16 protein-coding genes are annotated in these 15,909 nt (G+C 66.1%); 2 read left to right on the forward strand and 14 right to left on the reverse strand.

Translation table 11 applies throughout. The annotated features are described in order from the left end of the window. Nucleotides 1-28 precede the first annotated feature (28 nt). Nucleotides 29-802: a DUF4019 domain-containing protein gene (locus ADT71_RS15710; protein ID WP_054438320.1), complete on the reverse strand. Its 774-nt coding sequence runs from the start codon at nt 800-802 to the stop codon at nt 29-31. A 211-nt stretch (nt 803-1,013) separates the two neighbouring features. Between ADT71_RS15710 and ADT71_RS15715 the strand changes: the two genes are divergently transcribed. Further along, entirely contained in the window at nt 1,014-2,423 is a 1,410-nt protein-coding gene (locus ADT71_RS15715; RefSeq protein ID WP_054438322.1) for a methyl-accepting chemotaxis protein, read from the forward strand. Between the two features lie 65 nt (nt 2,424-2,488). Here the strand turns inward: ADT71_RS15715 and ADT71_RS15720 are convergent, their stop codons facing one another. From ADT71_RS15720 to ADT71_RS15735, 4 genes are read right to left on the reverse strand one after another with little or no spacing between them, the layout of a single operon-like run. Further along, on the reverse strand, nt 2,489-2,941 hold the full coding sequence (locus tag ADT71_RS15720) for a MaoC family dehydratase (RefSeq protein WP_054438324.1): 453 nt from the start codon (nt 2,939-2,941) through the stop codon (nt 2,489-2,491). Continuing rightward, nucleotides 2,941-4,782: an acetyl/propionyl/methylcrotonyl-CoA carboxylase subunit alpha gene (locus ADT71_RS15725; protein ID WP_054438326.1), complete on the reverse strand. Its 1,842-nt coding sequence runs from the start codon at nt 4,780-4,782 to the stop codon at nt 2,941-2,943. Before ADT71_RS15725 ends, ADT71_RS15720 begins: the two co-directional genes overlap by 1 nt. Next, nucleotides 4,779-5,093: a DUF3088 family protein gene (locus ADT71_RS15730; protein WP_082370387.1), complete on the reverse strand. Its 315-nt coding sequence runs from the start codon at nt 5,091-5,093 to the stop codon at nt 4,779-4,781. The genes ADT71_RS15725 and ADT71_RS15730 overlap by 4 nt, the downstream gene beginning before the upstream one ends. A gap of 5 nt (nt 5,094-5,098) precedes the next feature. After that, nucleotides 5,099-6,700, reverse strand: coding sequence for a carboxyl transferase domain-containing protein (locus tag ADT71_RS15735; RefSeq protein ID WP_054438330.1), 1,602 nt, complete (start codon nt 6,698-6,700; stop codon nt 5,099-5,101). Nucleotides 6,701-6,823: 123 nt separating this feature from the next. Between ADT71_RS15735 and ADT71_RS15740 the strand changes: the two genes are divergently transcribed. Next, on the forward strand, nt 6,824-7,678 hold the full coding sequence (locus ADT71_RS15740; RefSeq protein ID WP_054438332.1) for a LysR family transcriptional regulator: 855 nt from the start codon (nt 6,824-6,826) through the stop codon (nt 7,676-7,678). Here the strand turns inward: ADT71_RS15740 and ADT71_RS33750 are convergent. The 9 genes from ADT71_RS33750 to ADT71_RS15765 form a co-directional block, all read right to left on the reverse strand. Further along, nucleotides 7,675-7,863, reverse strand: coding sequence for a hypothetical protein (locus tag ADT71_RS33750; protein WP_231635916.1), 189 nt, complete (start codon nt 7,861-7,863; stop codon nt 7,675-7,677). The two genes, ADT71_RS15740 and ADT71_RS33750, sit on opposite strands and share 4 nt — an antisense overlap. Before the next feature lie 11 nt (nt 7,864-7,874). Then, on the reverse strand, nt 7,875-8,675 hold the full coding sequence (locus ADT71_RS15745) for an LLM class flavin-dependent oxidoreductase (RefSeq protein ID WP_231635917.1): 801 nt from the start codon (nt 8,673-8,675) through the stop codon (nt 7,875-7,877). A 90-nt stretch (nt 8,676-8,765) separates the two neighbouring features. Further along, entirely contained in the window at nt 8,766-11,066 is a 2,301-nt protein-coding gene (locus tag ADT71_RS15750; protein WP_197283040.1) for an indolepyruvate ferredoxin oxidoreductase family protein, read from the reverse strand. Beyond that, nucleotides 11,048-11,374, reverse strand: a complete 327-nt coding sequence (locus tag ADT71_RS32205) for a hypothetical protein (RefSeq protein WP_197283041.1) — start codon at nt 11,372-11,374, stop codon at nt 11,048-11,050. The genes ADT71_RS15750 and ADT71_RS32205 overlap by 19 nt, the downstream gene beginning before the upstream one ends. Further along, entirely contained in the window at nt 11,349-12,209 is an 861-nt protein-coding gene (locus tag ADT71_RS30440) for a hypothetical protein (protein WP_082370386.1), read from the reverse strand. Before ADT71_RS30440 ends, ADT71_RS32205 begins: the two co-directional genes overlap by 26 nt. A gap of 266 nt (nt 12,210-12,475) precedes the next feature. Continuing rightward, nucleotides 12,476-12,823: a DUF2889 domain-containing protein gene (locus ADT71_RS33755; RefSeq protein ID WP_231635918.1), complete on the reverse strand. Its 348-nt coding sequence runs from the start codon at nt 12,821-12,823 to the stop codon at nt 12,476-12,478. Further along, nucleotides 12,820-13,521: a hypothetical protein gene (locus ADT71_RS33760; protein WP_231635919.1), complete on the reverse strand. Its 702-nt coding sequence runs from the start codon at nt 13,519-13,521 to the stop codon at nt 12,820-12,822. The genes ADT71_RS33755 and ADT71_RS33760 overlap by 4 nt, the downstream gene beginning before the upstream one ends. Nucleotides 13,522-13,553: 32 nt before the next feature. Beyond that, entirely contained in the window at nt 13,554-14,588 is a 1,035-nt protein-coding gene (locus ADT71_RS15760) for an NADP-dependent oxidoreductase (protein ID WP_054438334.1), read from the reverse strand. Continuing rightward, complete coding sequence (locus tag ADT71_RS15765; protein ID WP_054438335.1) at nt 14,585-15,907, reverse strand: cytochrome P450; 1,323 nt, start codon at nt 15,905-15,907, stop codon at nt 14,585-14,587. Before ADT71_RS15765 ends, ADT71_RS15760 begins: the two co-directional genes overlap by 4 nt. Between the last annotated feature and the right edge of the window lie 2 nt (nt 15,908-15,909).

Consider the following 15,909-nt stretch of genomic DNA (forward strand, 5'->3'; position numbering starts at 1 on the left):
AAGGGACGCCCCCGTACGCGCGCCCAACCTACTCGATGGTCACACCCGCCACGCGCCACTCGCCATTTTCGCGCGCCAATGAAACCGTCTCCACCGCATCCGCCTTGTTGGCATAGCTGGTGCGGAACTTCACGACTTCATAGCCGGCAGGCGGCGCGGGCAGGTTCTCCTGGCTGAGCAAGGTGCGCGAGATCACCGCCCCCAGCGGCACCCGCACCCGTTCGGAAGTTTCCGCCCATACCTGCAGGGTGTTCAGCTTGTGGAATGCGGAGCCGGTGCCCTTGTAGCTATCCTCCCAGCGGCCCTGATCCACCAGCGTCAACCATTGGCGCGCCGCATCGACGACCTCCTGATTGACCGCAGAGGTCGGTGCTGACGATGGGGGCGCGGAAACTTGCGTGAGGCTGGCGAGCGCCAGAAGGCCGAGGGCAATGGTCATGAGCAGAACTCCGATGCTGATCCCGGGATGGCGATGTAGCCACCCTGCGCCGCCGATCGGCGCCTCTGCCCCATCCGCCGGGCGCGCCGCCGCGTCTGCCCCGATTTGCGCGTCCACAAGCAGTTCGGGGGTCGGAAAGCCGGTCCGGTCACTCTCCTCCTCCAGCAGCAGGCGTGCCGCTTCCCGGCTGCTGGACACCGCCATCTTGCGCCGCGCATCGCGCAGCCGCTCGTTGATCGTGTGGACCGAAAGGTCGAGCGTGCGGGCAATGGATTTGGCGTCATGCCCCCTCACGATCAGGCGAAGCGTCTGCTTCTCCTTCTCGGTAAGGCCCCAGGAAGCGTGTTGCACCGGCATGTTCATACCTTCCGCCGACTATGTAAGGCGCCCCGGCTCCACCACCCCGAAAAATTTGTACTTCCGGTGCCGGACCGTGATCCCGCCTTCACGGCGGTGCCCGCGCCGCTAGTTGAATCCCCTTAGCGGCCATCCGCCAATCCTTCGCAAATGCCGCGTACATCACGGGCTCGCCGGAGGCACATGTCCTCGCGGAAAATGGTCAGCGAGGCCGAGAATGTTCAACTGGTTCGAAAAATACGCGCCGATCCGGCTCAAGTTCCGCACCCTGTTCTATGTGCATGGTCTGTGGGGGCTGCTCTCGACAGCCGGCTCGGTCCTCGCCGCCCGACATTTTACCGTGGCCGGAATCGGTCTGGCGGTCGTGGCGCTCGCGGCGTCGCTCGTCACTGTGAAGATCAGCGGCAAACTGATCTGCGATCCCTATGTCGAGACGGTCGTTCGCATGGAAGGGCTGGCTGCCGGCGATCTTGTCAGCCCGATACGTTTCACCGATCACAGCGATTGCGTGGGCCGGATGACCAAGGCCATGGCGGTATTCCGGGACAATGCGGTCGAACTCCAGCTCAACTCCACCCGCCAGCAGATGGTGGACTCGCTGGAACGCGGCCTGCTCTCGCTCGAAGGCGGTGACATGGCGGTCAAGTTGGAGACCGCCTTCGCCGATGAATATGAAAGCCTGCGGGCCAGCTTCAACCGCACTGTCGCCGGTCTGGAAGCGAGCATGGCGCAAGTCGTGTCCTCCGCCGAAAGCGTGCGCACCGGTTCGGCCGAAATCCGCGCCGCGTCGGATGATCTCGCGCAGCGCACGGCAAGCCAGGCGGCCACGCTGGAACGCACTTCGGCTTCCATGAAGCATGTGACGGGCATGGTGGAAGTCACCGCACGCAGCGCCGGTGAGGTTCGCATCGCGGTCGGCGCGGCCAGCGGGGACGCCGATGACGGTGCCAAAGTCGTGCGCAATGCGGTTACCGCGATGGACGCGATCGAGAAGAGCTCGCTGCAGATCAACCAGATCACCGACCTGATCGACGGCATCGCCTTTCAGACCAATCTGCTCGCCCTGAATGCGGGCGTGGAGGCCGCGCGCGCTGGCGATGCCGGGCGCGGTTTCGCCGTCGTCGCCAACGAAGTGCGGGCGCTGGCCCAGCGATCGTCCGATGCGGCGCGGGAAATTCGCGGGCTGATAACCACGTCGTCCACGCAAGTCGCGGAAGGGGTCGATCTGGTAGGCCGGACCGGCCGCATGCTGGAGCGGATCGGCACCCGGATCGCCGAGATCAACAAGCTGGTCGATGCGATCGCCCAAGGGGCGGAAGTGCAGTCCGAGGCCTTGACCGACATCAGCGGCGGCGTCGCCAGCATGGACCAGATGGTCCAGCAGAACGCCGCCATGGTCGAGCAAACCGCCGCCGCGGCACGCGGCCTGGCCTCGGAAGCGGAAGAACTTGCCGGACTGACCGCGCGCTTCAGGCTGAACCAGGGTACAAATGCACCGGTGCGTCTCCTGTCACGGCGCGCGGCGCCCGCCCCGGTGGCCGCCCCGCTACGCCCCGCGCTTATGCCGGTAAGCCGAAACCTGGCGGTCAGCCCCTCGAACTCCGGTGAGGATTGGTCCGAATTCTAGGTTGTAATGCTGGTTATTCCCCGGACCGTGCCAGCTTCGCCGACCGGATGAATTACGCCCGGGCGTCAGGATGGGCGCTTCTTGAGGAGGACGGTGCGCAGCATAGAGAGCGCAGTCTCGCCGCGCTGGTTGGTCAGTTCGTGTTTGAACACGACGATGCCCTGCGTGGGCCGAGACTTGCTCTCGCGCATTTCGACCACTTCGGAATGGCAGGTGAGCGTATCGCCGATGAAGGTCGGCTTTGGCGTCACCACCTTGTCGAAGCCGAGATTGGCGACGAGCGTGCCCACAGTGGTGTCGGCAATCGAGAGGCCGACGGCGAGGCTGAAGGTGAAAGTGGAATTGACGAGGATCTGGCCGAACTCGCTCTGCCTGGCGAATTCGACGTCCAGATGGAGCGGCTGCATGTTGTGCGTCATGGCCGAAAACATCAGGTTGTCGGTCTCGGTGACCGTGCGGCCGGGCTGGTGCGTGATCCGGTCCCCCACGGTCCATTCGTCGAAAAACCTGCCCGGCATTATTCGCTCTCCTCGATCCGGGCGAGCAGGGCTTCGACCTGCACTTGTGCCCCGGCAGTGGCGTTGAGTTCGGCAACCGTGCCATCGAACGGCGCGGTCAGGGTGTGTTCCATCTTCATCGCTTCGAGCGTCAGCAACTTCTGGCCCTTGGTGACGATCTGGCCCTGGGCCACATCGACCGCGATCACCTTGCCCGGCATCGGCGCAAGGATCGCGCCCGAGGCATCGACGCCGCCATGCACACCGTCACGGCGCCACGGCGTAAGCAGCCAGGCCTGTCCCTGCTCGGTGACCAGCACGCCTTCATCAGGCTCATCACTGCCATCGCCGGTCAGCGCGATCTCGACCTTTTCGCCATCGAGCGAGAACCACGCGCTACGCGCCGGTGCAGCATTGAGGCGGAAACCGGGCAACGAATTTGCCGGTACCAGGGAATTGGCAGCAGCCTCCAGCACTTCGTCCGAAGGCACCGGGGCCTGCGCCATGGCCTCGCCGTCGCGGGCGATCAGGCCGGTGTCGACCTTGCCCGCCGCGAAGTCGGGATGCTGCAGGGCCTTCACGAGGAACGAGGCATTGGTGCGCACCGGCCAGACGGCGCTGTCCTCCAGCATCTCGCCCAGTCGTTCGCGCGCTTCGTCACGGTCTTCGCCCCAGGCAATGACCTTGGCGATCATCGGGTCATAGAAGGGCGAAACTTCGGCCCCTTCATAAACGCCGGTGTCGATGCGGCCGCCTTCGGCATCGCCGAACTCCAGCAGTTCGAGCTTGCCGATGCTGGGCAGGAAGCCCTTGGCCGGGTCTTCAGCATAGAGGCGCGCTTCCATCGCCCAGCCGTCGATCGTGAGGTCTTCCTGGGATTTCGGCAGCGGCTGGCCACTGGCGACGAGAAGCTGCCATTCGACCAGATCGACGCCGGTGATCTCCTCGGTCACCGGATGCTCGACCTGCAGGCGCGTGTTCATTTCCATGAACCAGATGCGGTCTGCGGAAAGCGGGCCCGAACCGTCGGCAATGAATTCGATAGTGCCGGCGCCGACATAATCGACCGCCTTGGCCGCACGCACCGCCGCCGCGCAGAGCGCCTCGCGCGTTGCGGCATCCATGCCGGGCGCCGGAGCTTCCTCGATCACCTTCTGGTGGCGGCGCTGGAGCGAGCAGTCGCGTTCGAACAGATGGACGACGTTGCCGTGGCTATCGCCAAAAACCTGCACTTCGATATGGCGCGGACTGGCGATGTACTTCTCGATCAGCACGTGGTCGTTGCCGAACGAGGACGCCGCCTCGCGCTTGCACGATGCCAGTGCGTCAACGAAAGCCTCGGGTGCCTCGACCAGCCGCATGCCCTTGCCGCCGCCGCCGGCAACGGCCTTGATGAGCACGGGATAGCCGATCTTTGCGGCTTCTTCTGCCAGGAAGGCAGGCTCCTGATTCGCGCCCATGTAGCCCGGCGTCACCGGAACCCCGGCCTCCGCCATCAGCGTCTTGGCCGCGTCCTTGAGGCCCATCGCGGTGATCGACGAAGGGTTCGGCCCGACCCAGACCAGCCCCGCGTCCATCACTGCCTGCGCGAACGCGGCGTTTTCTGAGAGGAAGCCATAGCCTGGATGGATCGCCTCGGCGCCGGTCTGCTTCGCAGCGGCAATGATCTTCTCGCCGACAAGGTAGCTTTCCCGCACGGCAGAGGGCCCGATATGCACGGCCTCGTCCGCCTCGCGCACATGCAGCGCATCGGCGTCGGCGTCGGAATAGACCGCAACGGTGCGGATGCCCATCTGGCGGGCAGTGCGGATGACGCGGCAGGCGATTTCGCCGCGGTTGGCGATCAGCAGCGACTGGATCATGGGTGACGCTCCGGGAAACCGTGACGGGTGTGCAGCGCCGCAAGGACGCCCTCGATATCGCCCGCGAAGCCGCCTTCGGCAAAGGCGAGCGCGGGGAGGTTCTGGTTTTCCTCGCCCAGCATGGCGACCACCGCCGCGCGCGGTCGCGGCCAGCCCACGCGGACCACTTCGATCTTGCCCGCCCGCTCCGGGAACAGCGCCAGCAGGCCCTCCACCGTCACGCAATCCTTGCAGTAGAAGCGACGCGCTCCGCCGAATGCCGGATCGGCATAGTCGGTATCGAGCACGAAGAGAGTATCCTTATCGGCCATCGCCATCACATCCTGAACACGCCGAACTGCGGCCTTTCGGGGATCGGTGCCTCAAGGCACGCCGCCAGCGCAAGGCCCAGCACGTCGCGGGTCTGCGCCGGGTCGATCACCCCGTCGTCCCACAGGCGCGCGGTGGCGTAGTAGGGGTTGCCCTCGTCCTCGTACTTCTGGCGGATCGGGGCCTTGAACGCCTCGGCCTCCTCGGGCGACCACTTCGCGGCGTCGCGGTGGACGGTGGCCAGCACCGAGGCCGCCTGCTCGCCGCCCATCACCGAGATGCGCGCATTGGGCCAGGTGAACAGGAAGCGCGGATCGTAAGCGCGCCCGCACATGCCGTAATTGCCTGCGCCGAACGAGCCGCCGATCAACACGGTGATCTTCGGCACCGTGGCGGTGGCCACGGCGGTGACGAGCTTGGCGCCATGCTTGGCGATGCCTTCCGCCTCGTACTTGCCACCGACCATGAAGCCGGAGATGTTCTGCAGGAACAGCAGCGGAATGCGGCGCTGGCAGGCCAGTTCGATGAAGTGCGCGCCCTTCTGCGCGCTCTCCGAAAACAGCACGCCGTTGTTGGCGAGAATCGCCACCGGCTGCCCGTGGATATGCGCGAAACCGCAGACGAGCGTGGTGCCGTAGAGCGCCTTGAACTCGTGGAACTCGGACGCATCGACGATGCGGGCGATCACCTCGTGAACGCCGTAAGGCGCGCGCACGTCCTCGGGCACTACGGCATAGAGTTCCTCGGGATCGTACTTGGGCGGCCGCGGTTCGCGCAGCGGCTGGTCGTGATTATGGGCGGGGCCAAGGTGGCTGACGATATCGCGCACGATGGTCAGCGCATGTTCGTCATTGTCGGCAAGATGGTCGGTCACGCCAGACTTGCGGCTGTGCAGGTCGCCGCCGCCCAGATCCTCGGCAGAGATCACCTCCCCCGTCGCCGCCTGCACCAGTGGCGGGCCGGCCAGGAAGATCGTGCCCTGCTCTTTCACGATGATGGATTCGTCGCTCATCGCCGGGACATAGGCGCCGCCGGCGGTGCAGCTTCCCATGACGCAGGCGATTTGCGGAATGCCCTTCGAGGACATCTGCGCCTGGTTGAAGAAGATGCGGCCGAAATGGTCACGATCCGGGAAGACCTCGGCCTGGTGCGGCAGGTTGGCGCCGCCGCTGTCGACGAGGTAGACGCACGGCAGGTTGTTTTCCTGCGCGATCTCCTGCGCGCGGACGTGTTTCTTCACGGTGATCGGGTAATAGGTGCCGCCTTTCACGGTGGCATCGTTGCACACGATCATGCACTGCCGGCCGGAAACGGTGCCGATCGCGGTGATCAGTCCGGCGCCGGGAATGTCGTCCTCGTAGAGCCCCTCGGCGGCCAGTTGCCCCAGTTCCAGCAAAGGCGAACCGGGGTCGAGCAGCCGTTCGACACGCTCGCGAGGCAGAAGCTTGCCGCGGGAAACGTGGCGTTCGCGTGACTTCTCGTTACCGCCCAGCGCCGCCCTGGCGACTTTACCGCGCAATTCGGCAACGAGCGCCCGGTTGTGGCGATCGCGCGCCTGCGCTTCGGGACTGTCGAGATTCAGGCTGGTCTGGAGCACTGGTGCGCTCATGCTTCATTCTCCAGTCGGGCCAACGGGCCTCTTCCCAATACGAGTGACTTATCATTCCCGTGTAGACATGCCAGGACCGCAGCGGAAATTGAAAGTTGCCGCCCTTCGTAATAGATCGTGTCTATGATCGACCAATATCTCCTGCGCTATTTCCTGGCCGTGGCGGAAACCGGCAATTTCAGCCGTGCGGCGCGCAGCGTAGCGGTTACGCAGCCCACCCTTTCCGCCGGTATCGCCAAGCTGGAGCGGGAACTGGGCGCCCGCCTGTTCGACAGGGATCGCCAACGCGTTGCCCTGACCCCCGCCGGTAGCCGGTTCCTCGTCCGTGCCCGCCGCATCGCCGCCGAGTATGAGCATGCTCTGGTAGAACTCGCGCAGCCCGCGGAAGCGAGCCTGCTGCGCGTGGGCGTCCTCAACACGATTCCCACACAGCTGATCGGCAGCGCCTTGGCCCAGCACCGCTTGCAAGGCTCGGGGGAGGCGCTCGAACTTCTCGATGGCAGCGAACGCGATCTTGCCGAGCGTCTCGAACGCGGGCGGATCGACGTGGCGCTTACCGTCATACGGCCGCACCATGCGCGCTATCGGCCGGAAGTGCTCGCCCGCGAACGTTACATGATGGTGCTGCCGCCAGACCATCCGCTGGCCGATGAGGCCGAAATTCTCGCCGAACAACTGGCGCAGGACCGCATGGCACTGCGCCGCCACTGCGAGGCCCTGCCGGAGATCAACCGCTTCTTCACCCAGCGCGGCGTCCGCCCCCGCTTCGTCCTCAAGACCACTAGCGACGAGCGCGTCCTCGCGGTGATCCGCAGCGGGGCGGGGGTGGGAATGATGCCGGAAGGCTTTGCCGACGGATCGGTCCGCTTCGTGCCGGTGCGGGACTTCGAACTCGCCCGCGAGGTCGGGTTGCTGCACGCCGCAGGCGAGCAGCCGAGCGCCTTCCTCGAAATCCTGCGAAAGCGGTACCGGCCCTAGCCCATCGCTTCCTTCAAGCGCGGCATCGTCGCCTCCAGCAGCCTGAGGCTCTTCCAGCCTTCTTCCGGTGAAAGCCCCCCCAACAGCGGCTGGAATCCGATTTGCCCGGCGCCGCCCATCGAACGCACCTTTTCGACGAGTTGATCCGGCGTCCACGCCGCGAACATGCCTGCGTGGCGAAGCACGGCCGGGTCTGTCAGCCCCTTGAACGGGGAGTTTGAATCCTCACCCTCGGCCGCTGCCCACTTGGCGTATTCGGTGATGACGTGGACCGCATGCGGCGCGATCGCTTCCCAGCCGGCATCGGGATCTCGCACAAGTGAACCGCAAGCGGCATGCCGGGAACAGGCCGGAAATAGGTGCGAGGCTGGTGGCCAAGGCGTTCGCATTCGGCCAGGTAGAGGTCCACGAGTTCTGCCTTCATCGGCCCGAAACCGACCCCGAACTTCGCGGCGCGCCGGGCCGATGCGGGAACGCCGCCGCCAACCATGACGATGTCCTCCGGCGCCTGCACGGAAAGCGGCCGCACGTAGATCGGGCGGCCGTCGAATTCGAATTTCTCGCCACGAAGCGCGCGAAGGATGATCTCCAACCCTTCGTCCATCAGCCGCGCCCGGTCCTTCAGGGATTTGCGGAACATGGCGAACTCGAACGGGACATAGCCGGCACCGAAGATGACGTTGAGCCGGCCGTTGGACATCTGGTCCACGATCGCGATCTGTTCGGCCAGTTCCAGCGGATCGTGCAGCGGCAGCACCACCGCACCCAGCAGGAAGCGGATGCGGCTGGTAACCGCCGCCATGCCGCCAGCCAGCGTGAACGGCTGCGGCAGGTAGCCGTCGTCGGAACCGTGATGCTGCATCAGCCCGATCTGGTCGGCACCGATCCTGTCGACGAAGGCGGCCATCTCGATCGCCGCGCGGTAGAGTTCGTGCGTCGGCGTTGCCCAATCGGGCGAGCGCATGTCGAACGAGACGTTGATGCGGATGTTATTCACGGGCCGATTCCCCTCCAGCGGCGATGGGCCCGGTCGTGCGGCAATCGCTTTCGCACGGCAATTTTCGGCGGGTAGATACCGCCCCGGCGGTCAGGCCGGTTCGAGTTCGGGCGAGAGTTCGGCCACGCGGGCGCGGCAGGCAGCGACACCGGCCTCCTTTACCGCACCAAAGCCGGCGATTCGTGCGGGGGTAGCGGCGAGCGCGAGGGCAGTGTCCATTGTTGCCTCCTCCACTTGCGCCGCGATCCGGCGGGCAAGGTCGCGGTACTCGCCGATCAGGGCGCGTTCCATCCGCCGCTCGGCGGTGTGGCCGAAGGGATCTAGCCATGTTCCCCGCAATCCCCTTGCCTTCGCCAGCATCGTGAAAGCCGGGAAAATCCAGCTTCCGAACGCGATCTTGCGCGGGCGGCCGGTCTTGCGATCCTTGCGGAAAGCCAACAGCGGCGGCGCGAGGTGGACCTTTAGGCGAGGTTTGCCGCCGAATGCGTCAGACAGGCCCGCGCGAAAGGCCGGTGCGCTGTAGAGACGGGCAACTTCGTACTCGTCCTTGTAGGACATGAGCCGACCAAGCTGGCGCGCGATCTCGCGCAGCAGAGGTTCGCTGTCCTCCAGCCCGCGCGCTGCAAATGTGCCCGCGATTTCGTCAATGAACCTGCGGTATTGCGCAGCATAGGCGGCGTTCTGCCAGTCGGTCAGCAGGCGCTCGTAACGCGCGGTCAGGGCGGTCAGATCGCGCGGCGGCTCGGGCGCCGAAGGCCCCGCATCGGCCAGCGCCAAGAGGTCTTCACCGCCCGCAGCCGCCAATCTTCCCACAGACAGCGCTGCAAGGTTCGCGCGCACCGCTACGCCGTTCAGCCGCACCGCCTCCTCCACCGAGGCAAGCCGCACCGGCAGCAGACCCTTCTGCGCCGCAAAGCCCAGCATCATCAGATTGGTGAAGATCGAGTCCCCCAGGAGCCGCGTCGCCAGCGAGCCCGCGCGCAGGGAGGCGATTCCCGCCGGATCGACGCGCTTGCCGATGGCGCGCAGGAAGCGGCTGGCGGTCAGATCAAGGTCCGGGTTGCGCTGGAATTCGCCGGTAGGCGCCACGTCCTCGTTCGCCAGCACCCGCGTATCGGGCCCCGCCAATGCCATGACTTCGGGTGATGAGGCCACCACCAGATCGCAGGCGATCACCAGATCCGCCATGCCCGCACCCAGCCGTGCCGAGGGGATCGCCGCTGCATCGGCGCCGATCCGGATATGGCTCGCCACCGCGCCGCCCTTTTGCGCCATGCCGGTCTGATCCAGCACTTTGGCGGCCTTGCCCTCCAGCTGCGCCGCCATCGCCAGCACCGCGCCGACCGTGAGCACGCCGGTACCGCCAATGCCCGCCACCAGCATGGCGGAGGCTCCGCCCGACAAGTCCGCCACCGCCGGTTCGGGCAAAGCGGCGACCATGTGCGCCAGCGCGGCATCGTCCATGCTGCGTTTCCGGAGCGTACCACCCGAAACCTCGACGAAGCTGGGGCAGAAGCCCTTGATACAGGAGAAATCCTTGTTGCAGCTTGACTGGTCGATGGCGCGCTTGCGGCCGAACTCGGTCTCGATCGGCACGACCGAGAGGCAGTTGGACTGCGTCGAGCAATCGCCGCAGCCTTCGCAGACCGCGGGGTTGATCCAGAGCCGCTTGTCGGGATCGGGATAGGCGCCCTTCTTGCGGCGGCGGCGCTTCTCGTTGGCGCACGTCTGCTCGTAGACGATGGCGCTGGTGCCGGGGAGATCACGCAAGCTGCGCTGGACCGCATCCAGTTCATCGCGGTGCAGCACGCGGGTTCCGGCGGGCAGATCGGACGCAGCAAAGCGCGCCGGTTCCTCGCTCACCAGCACCACCGGGTGGACACCCTCCACCACCAGTTCCCGCACGATCTGTTCAGGACTGAGCGCGCCTTCGGCGGGCTGACCGCCGGTCATGGCGACGGCATCGTTGTAGAGGATCTTGAACGTCACCCGGCTCTTCGCCGCCACCGCGGCCCGGATCGTCAGCAGGCCGGAGTGCGTGTAGGTTCCGTCGCCGAGGTTCTGGAACATGTGCGGCGTATCGACGAAATGCTGCGCGCCGATCCAGGGCATCCCCTCCTGCCCCATGCTCACCGTCTGCATGGTGCTGCGTTCGGGCATGTAGTGGGCAAGGCCGTGGCAGCCGGTCGCCCCCATCGCCGCCGAGCCTTCGGGCACCACGGTCGAGGTATTGTGCGGGCAGCCCGAGCAGAAATAGGCCGGCCGGATCGCGGTGCGTTCGAGCACGGCTGCGGAGTCTTCCCGCTCACGCTGCATGGCATCCCGCGCGGCTATGTCATCGTGCAGCATACCCAGCGCCGCCATGCGCGCGATCAGCGCGCGCCGCACCATGCCGCATCGAGCACACCCACTTCGGACAGCAGTGCGGAGCCACCCGGAGTGGTCTTGCCCGAAAGAGCCGGGGCATCGGCGCGGCCATAGAACAGACGGGCGATCTGGTCCTCGATAACGGGCCGCTTTTCCTCGACCACCATGACTTCGGCGCTGCCCCCGCAGGCCTGCCGCACGAACGTCACGTCGAGCGGCCAGACAAGGCCGAGCTTCACGACCCTGACCCCCAGCGCCGCACATCCGGCCTCGTCCAGCCCCAGATCTGCCAGCGCCTGGCAGAGATCAAGCCAGGCCTTGCCCGCGCTCACCACCGTCAGCCGCGCGCCGGGCGCCTCGTGACTCACGCGGTCGATGCGATTGAGCGCGGTGAAAAAGTGGCACGATCGGCAGGCGCCGCTCGATCACCATTCTCTCCTGATCGAGCGCCGACATCCCGATGCGCAAATTCGGAGAGGGCCCGGCGGGAATCTCCGGCAGGGCAATCGGGAATCTGTGTCCGGGCAGCGTGACGGTCGTGGTCAGGTCCAGCGTGTCGGTCACCGCCTTCATCGCCACATAGAGCCCGCTGGCCCGCGACAGCGCCCAGCCGAACTGGCCGAAGCCGAGAATCTCGTCGGTCGTTGCCGGGTAGAGCACCGGGACCATCGCGGTCATCAGCACGTGTTCGGATTGATGCGCGGTCAGCGAGGACTTCGCCGCATGGTCGTCCCCGCAGAGCAGCAGCGCGCCGCCTTTCGGGTGCGTGCCTTCGAAGTTCGCCGCCTTGATCGCCTCCCCCGCGCGCTCGACGCCGACGCCCTTCGCGTACCAGAGCGCAAAAACGCCATCGACGTTGGGCTTGCCGTACCAGTCGAGCTGCTGGGTGCCACGCACCGAGGTCGCCGCCAGTTCCTCGTTCAACCCGGGCTCGAAGCGAACATGATGTTCGGTGATCAGCTTTTCGGAGGCCCACAACTGCGCATCGAGCGTGGTGATCGGAGAGCCGCGATAGCCGGTGACATAACCCGCCGTGTTCAGCCCCGCCGCACGGTCCCGCCGCGACTGGTCGAGCAGCAGGCGCACCACGCCCTGCAGCGCCGAGAGCATGACCTGCCCCTCGCCCTGCCTGTACTTGTCTTGCAGCGTGACGACCGTCTTGGTCACTCGAACCCCCGGTTTTCATGTCCTTGCTCGCGGCCTTTCAGATGCCGGGCGGGGGAGCAAGCAGGGAACGCAGGGTGCACCGTGGGGGTCAAATGGGGCTGCGGTTGGGGTAGGGAACCGGGTGTTTCGGGCCGTTCAAAACACTATACCCATCAACACTCCGTCGCCCCCGCGAAGGCGGGAGCCCCGCCTTGGTTGCGCGCACCTCGAGAACAATTGGATCCCCGCCTGCGCGGGGATGACGAGCTTGATTTTGCGCGATCAGTTCAGGCCGGCTGGCGCAGTTCCTCCACAAGCCTTGGCACATCGGCCAGCGCGCGCAGGGCGTCGTTGAGGTGCGTGCAGCCTTCCGGCCCGCGCAGCATCTCCAGCACGTCCTCGCGCACCTGGCCCAGATTACGCCCGACGAGCCGCGCGACGTTATGGACGGCGCCGGGGCATTCGCGGAACGGCAGGATGCGCGCTTCGGGATCGAGGCTCAGCACTTCCAGCGTCTCGGCATCGACGGTTGCGCCAAGGTTGTATTCGTGGATGGCGACACGGCCACCTTCGCGCAGCCTGGCGCTGTCCTGAAAGGCGGAGGCGATGTGGATCAGGTTGCCGTCTCGCGTCACATCGATGCGGCGGGCGCGGCGGAAACCTGGGCCTTCATGTTCGAGGAATTCGTGCCAGCCTCCGGATCGGCCGGGTTGCGCAATTGGCCTGCATCGGCATCGGCCACCTTGTCCAGCGCGGCATCACCGGTGACACCGCTGTTCCCCTCCTGCAGCCCCCAGCAGACATTGGCGCGCTGGGCGAGCACGGGGTTGTCTTCATTACCCCCGCCAAGCCGCTGCCTGAGTATTTCCATCCGCTCGGGAAACCACTGGCCCCATGCGAAGGACGAGACCAGCGCTGTGCCGGAAAGATCGTCGAGCACGAGATAGAGTGGATCGGCCTGCGCAATGAGTTCGGGCATGATCTCGCGCAGAGTCATGCGCAAATGGCCGCCGGCGCGGGCACCCACAAGTGCGCCGATGCTTGCCGGAGCGGGATCGGCGGCGATCTGGGTGATCGTCTTGTCCTCGGTCATCCGCAGCGAGAATTCGCCCATGGCCAGCGAGCGCCCCGTGCCGTCCGGGCCGGTCAAATAGTCGCGCGCGCGGCCGACGAAGAGGCGTTGGCCGTCCACGCCATCGGGCCAGGCGACATCGATGCTGGAGGTGCGGCGCAGCGAGTTCACGGAGCGCAACGGGGCCGGATTGGCCGTCTGGCGCGGGGGCGGCGGGTAGGACGCGGAGGGAATTGGCCCTGTTGGAACTGAGGTCGTCATGGTGGCATCCTGCGATTTTTTGTTTTCGCCGATCAGCCTGACACCTTCACCAGCAGCTTGCCTAGATGGTTGTTGCCAGAAAACACCCCGGCGAATGCGGCCGGTGCAGCCTCCAGCCCCTCGACCACCGCCTCCGGGCATTGGATGCGCCCTTCGGCAATCCACCCGGCGATGTCGTCCAGCGCCTGCTGCCCGCCGACGAGGAAGCCGCCGAAGCCCTTGATCTCCAGACCCTTGGACATGATCGCGCGGAAGAAACCGGGCAGACGGTCCGGCCCCGGACCTTCCAGGCCCATCCCGTAATAGGCGATGAAACCGCAGACCGGCATCCGCGCACTGCGCTTGAGGTGGGGGAGGACGGCCAGCATCACGTCCCCGCCGACATTGTCGATGAAGACATCCGCGCCTTCGGGCAGTGCCTTGGCCAATTGCTCGGCGAAATCCGGCGCCTTGTAGTCGGCAGCGGCATCAAAGCCGAGGTCGATCAGGCACCGGCACTTGTCCGGCCCGCCGGCGATACCGATGACGCGCGCGCCGCGTATCTTTGCGATCTGTCCGGCAAGACTGCCCACCGCGCCGGCCGCGGCCGAGATCACCACCGTCTCCCCCGCCGCGACCCGGCCGATGCCGATCACGCAGGCATGGGCGGTCTGCCCCGGCATCCCCAGCGCGCCCAGCGCGGTGGAGACGGGTGCCTGCGCGGGATCGAGCTTTCGTGGCGGCCCGCGCCAATCGGCCCTGTCCGGCGCGACAAGGGCATATTCGCGCCAGCCGGTGCGATCCTCCACCACGTCCCCCACCGCATAGCCGGGGTGGTTGGAGGCGGCGACTTCGCTCACCGTCGGCCCATACATGACCTCTCCGGGATGGACCTGCGTCACGCCGGAAAGGCGCTTTTCGTCGATGGCGAAGCGGATCAGCGGGTCGAGACCCAGCCACAGTGTGCGCAGCAGCACCTCACCCTCGCCCGGCGCGGGGATTGGCGCATCCTCCACGCGGAAGTCCGAAGGCTTTGGGTTGCCTTGCGCATAGCGTGCCAGCACGACCTGCTTCATGGTGCCGCTCACCGCAGTTTCACCGTCACCGCCGACATGCCGCGATGGTCGAGTCCGCGATACTCCGGCTTTGGCTTGCCGGGGTCGAGCGTCATGTTCGGGAAGCGGTCCAGCAGTCCGTTGATCGCCACCACCATCTCCTGCCGGGCGACATCCATGCCGAGGCACCGATGCGGGCCGAAGCCGAAGCCCATGTGATGCTCCTTGCGGCGGAAGATGTCATATTCCTCAGGCTTGTCGAACACCGCCGGATCGTGGTTCGCGGCGCCGAGGCACAAGTGGATGCGGGTTCCGGCGGGGACCTTCACGCCCTCCATCTCGGTATCCTCCATGCAGAGCCGCATGAACACCGGATCGGTGGCACGCCAGCGCAGGCCCTCTTCCACCGCAAGGTCGATCAGGCTGCGGTCTTCCTTGCAGGCCTCCCAGAAATGGCGGTGGGTCATCAGCGCGTCGATAGTGATGCCCAGTTGCCGCCAGGTGGTGCCGCCGCCTGCGAAGATGGCGAGCTTGCAGTAACCGAACAGCTCATCCTCGGTGAGCGGGCGCTTGGAGCCGTCCTCGTGCGTGATCTCGCAGGCGATCAGGCCGGCGATCAGGTTGTCGCCGGGCTCGCGCTGGTTCTCCGCGATCAGGCGGCGCAAGGTGCCGTCGACCCAGGCGCGTGCCTCGGCCGCTTCCTCGGGCGGCAGATTGCGCGCACCAAACGTGGCGCGGTTGAGCTGGTAGCGGAACTCGATCACGTCCTCGCCCTCCAGCCCGATGGCGCGGGTGACGGTGGCCATCGGCAAACGGGCGCAGAGGTCGGTGTTGAGATCGGTGGTCTCGCGGTCCCTGATCTGGTCGAGCAGCACGTCCACCGTCTCCTCGATCCAGCGCTTGTTCCACCAGTCCAGCACCTTGGGCCGCTTGAACAGCGGCTGCGCGGCGGAGCGCAGGCGCTTGTGCGGCTTGCCGACCATCGAGAGGATCGTGGTGCCGATCGTCCGCACCCCGGCACTCTCGTTATAGCCCTCGGAGGAATAGAGCTGGTTCTCGCGAAAGCCGATCTCGCAGGCGCGATAGGAGAAGAACGTCATGTTCTCTCGCGGGGGCCCGAGCATCGAGACCATTTCCGGTACGCCCAGCAGTTCGCGCAAGGTGCCCTTGTGGACCGCGCCGGCCTCGCGCAGGCGGTTCATGTCCTCGGTATAATCGCGCGTGGGATCGACGCCGGAATTGGCGTCCACTTTGTCGACATCGAACATCTCCGCATAGCGCGGATTGTCGGACAGCAGCGATGCGAGCGCGTTGGAGCGGGAATCGTTACCCGAATAGGGACAGGTCGCCATGG

Source organism: Novosphingobium sp. ST904, from assembly GCF_001298105.1.
GTDB lineage: Bacteria > Pseudomonadota > Alphaproteobacteria > Sphingomonadales > Sphingomonadaceae > Novosphingobium.

What these genes read in the sequence shown, in the direction of transcription:
- ADT71_RS15710 (WP_054438320.1), bottom strand. Translation starts at nt 802, where the DNA reads ATGAACATGCCGGTGCAACACGCTTCCTGGGGCCTTACCGAGAAGGAG.
- ADT71_RS15715 (WP_054438322.1), top strand. Translation starts at nt 1,014, where the DNA reads ATGTTCAACTGGTTCGAAAAATACGCGCCGATCCGGCTCAAGTTCCGC.
- ADT71_RS15720 (WP_054438324.1), bottom strand. Translation starts at nt 2,941, where the DNA reads ATGCCGGGCAGGTTTTTCGACGAATGGACCGTGGGGGACCGGATCACG.
- ADT71_RS15725 (WP_054438326.1), bottom strand. Translation starts at nt 4,782, where the DNA reads ATGATCCAGTCGCTGCTGATCGCCAACCGCGGCGAAATCGCCTGCCGC.
- ADT71_RS15730 (WP_082370387.1), bottom strand. Translation starts at nt 5,093, where the DNA reads ATGGCCGATAAGGATACTCTCTTCGTGCTCGATACCGACTATGCCGAT.
- ADT71_RS15735 (WP_054438330.1), bottom strand. Translation starts at nt 6,700, where the DNA reads ATGAGCGCACCAGTGCTCCAGACCAGCCTGAATCTCGACAGTCCCGAA.
- ADT71_RS15740 (WP_054438332.1), top strand. Translation starts at nt 6,824, where the DNA reads ATGATCGACCAATATCTCCTGCGCTATTTCCTGGCCGTGGCGGAAACC.
- ADT71_RS15750 (WP_197283040.1), bottom strand. Translation starts at nt 11,066, where the DNA reads ATGGTGCGGCGCGCGCTGATCGCGCGCATGGCGGCGCTGGGTATGCTG.
- ADT71_RS33760 (WP_231635919.1), bottom strand. Translation starts at nt 13,521, where the DNA reads ATGACGACCTCAGTTCCAACAGGGCCAATTCCCTCCGCGTCCTACCCG.
- ADT71_RS15765 (WP_054438335.1), bottom strand. Translation starts at nt 15,907, where the DNA reads ATGGCGACCTGTCCCTATTCGGGTAACGATTCCCGCTCCAACGCGCTC.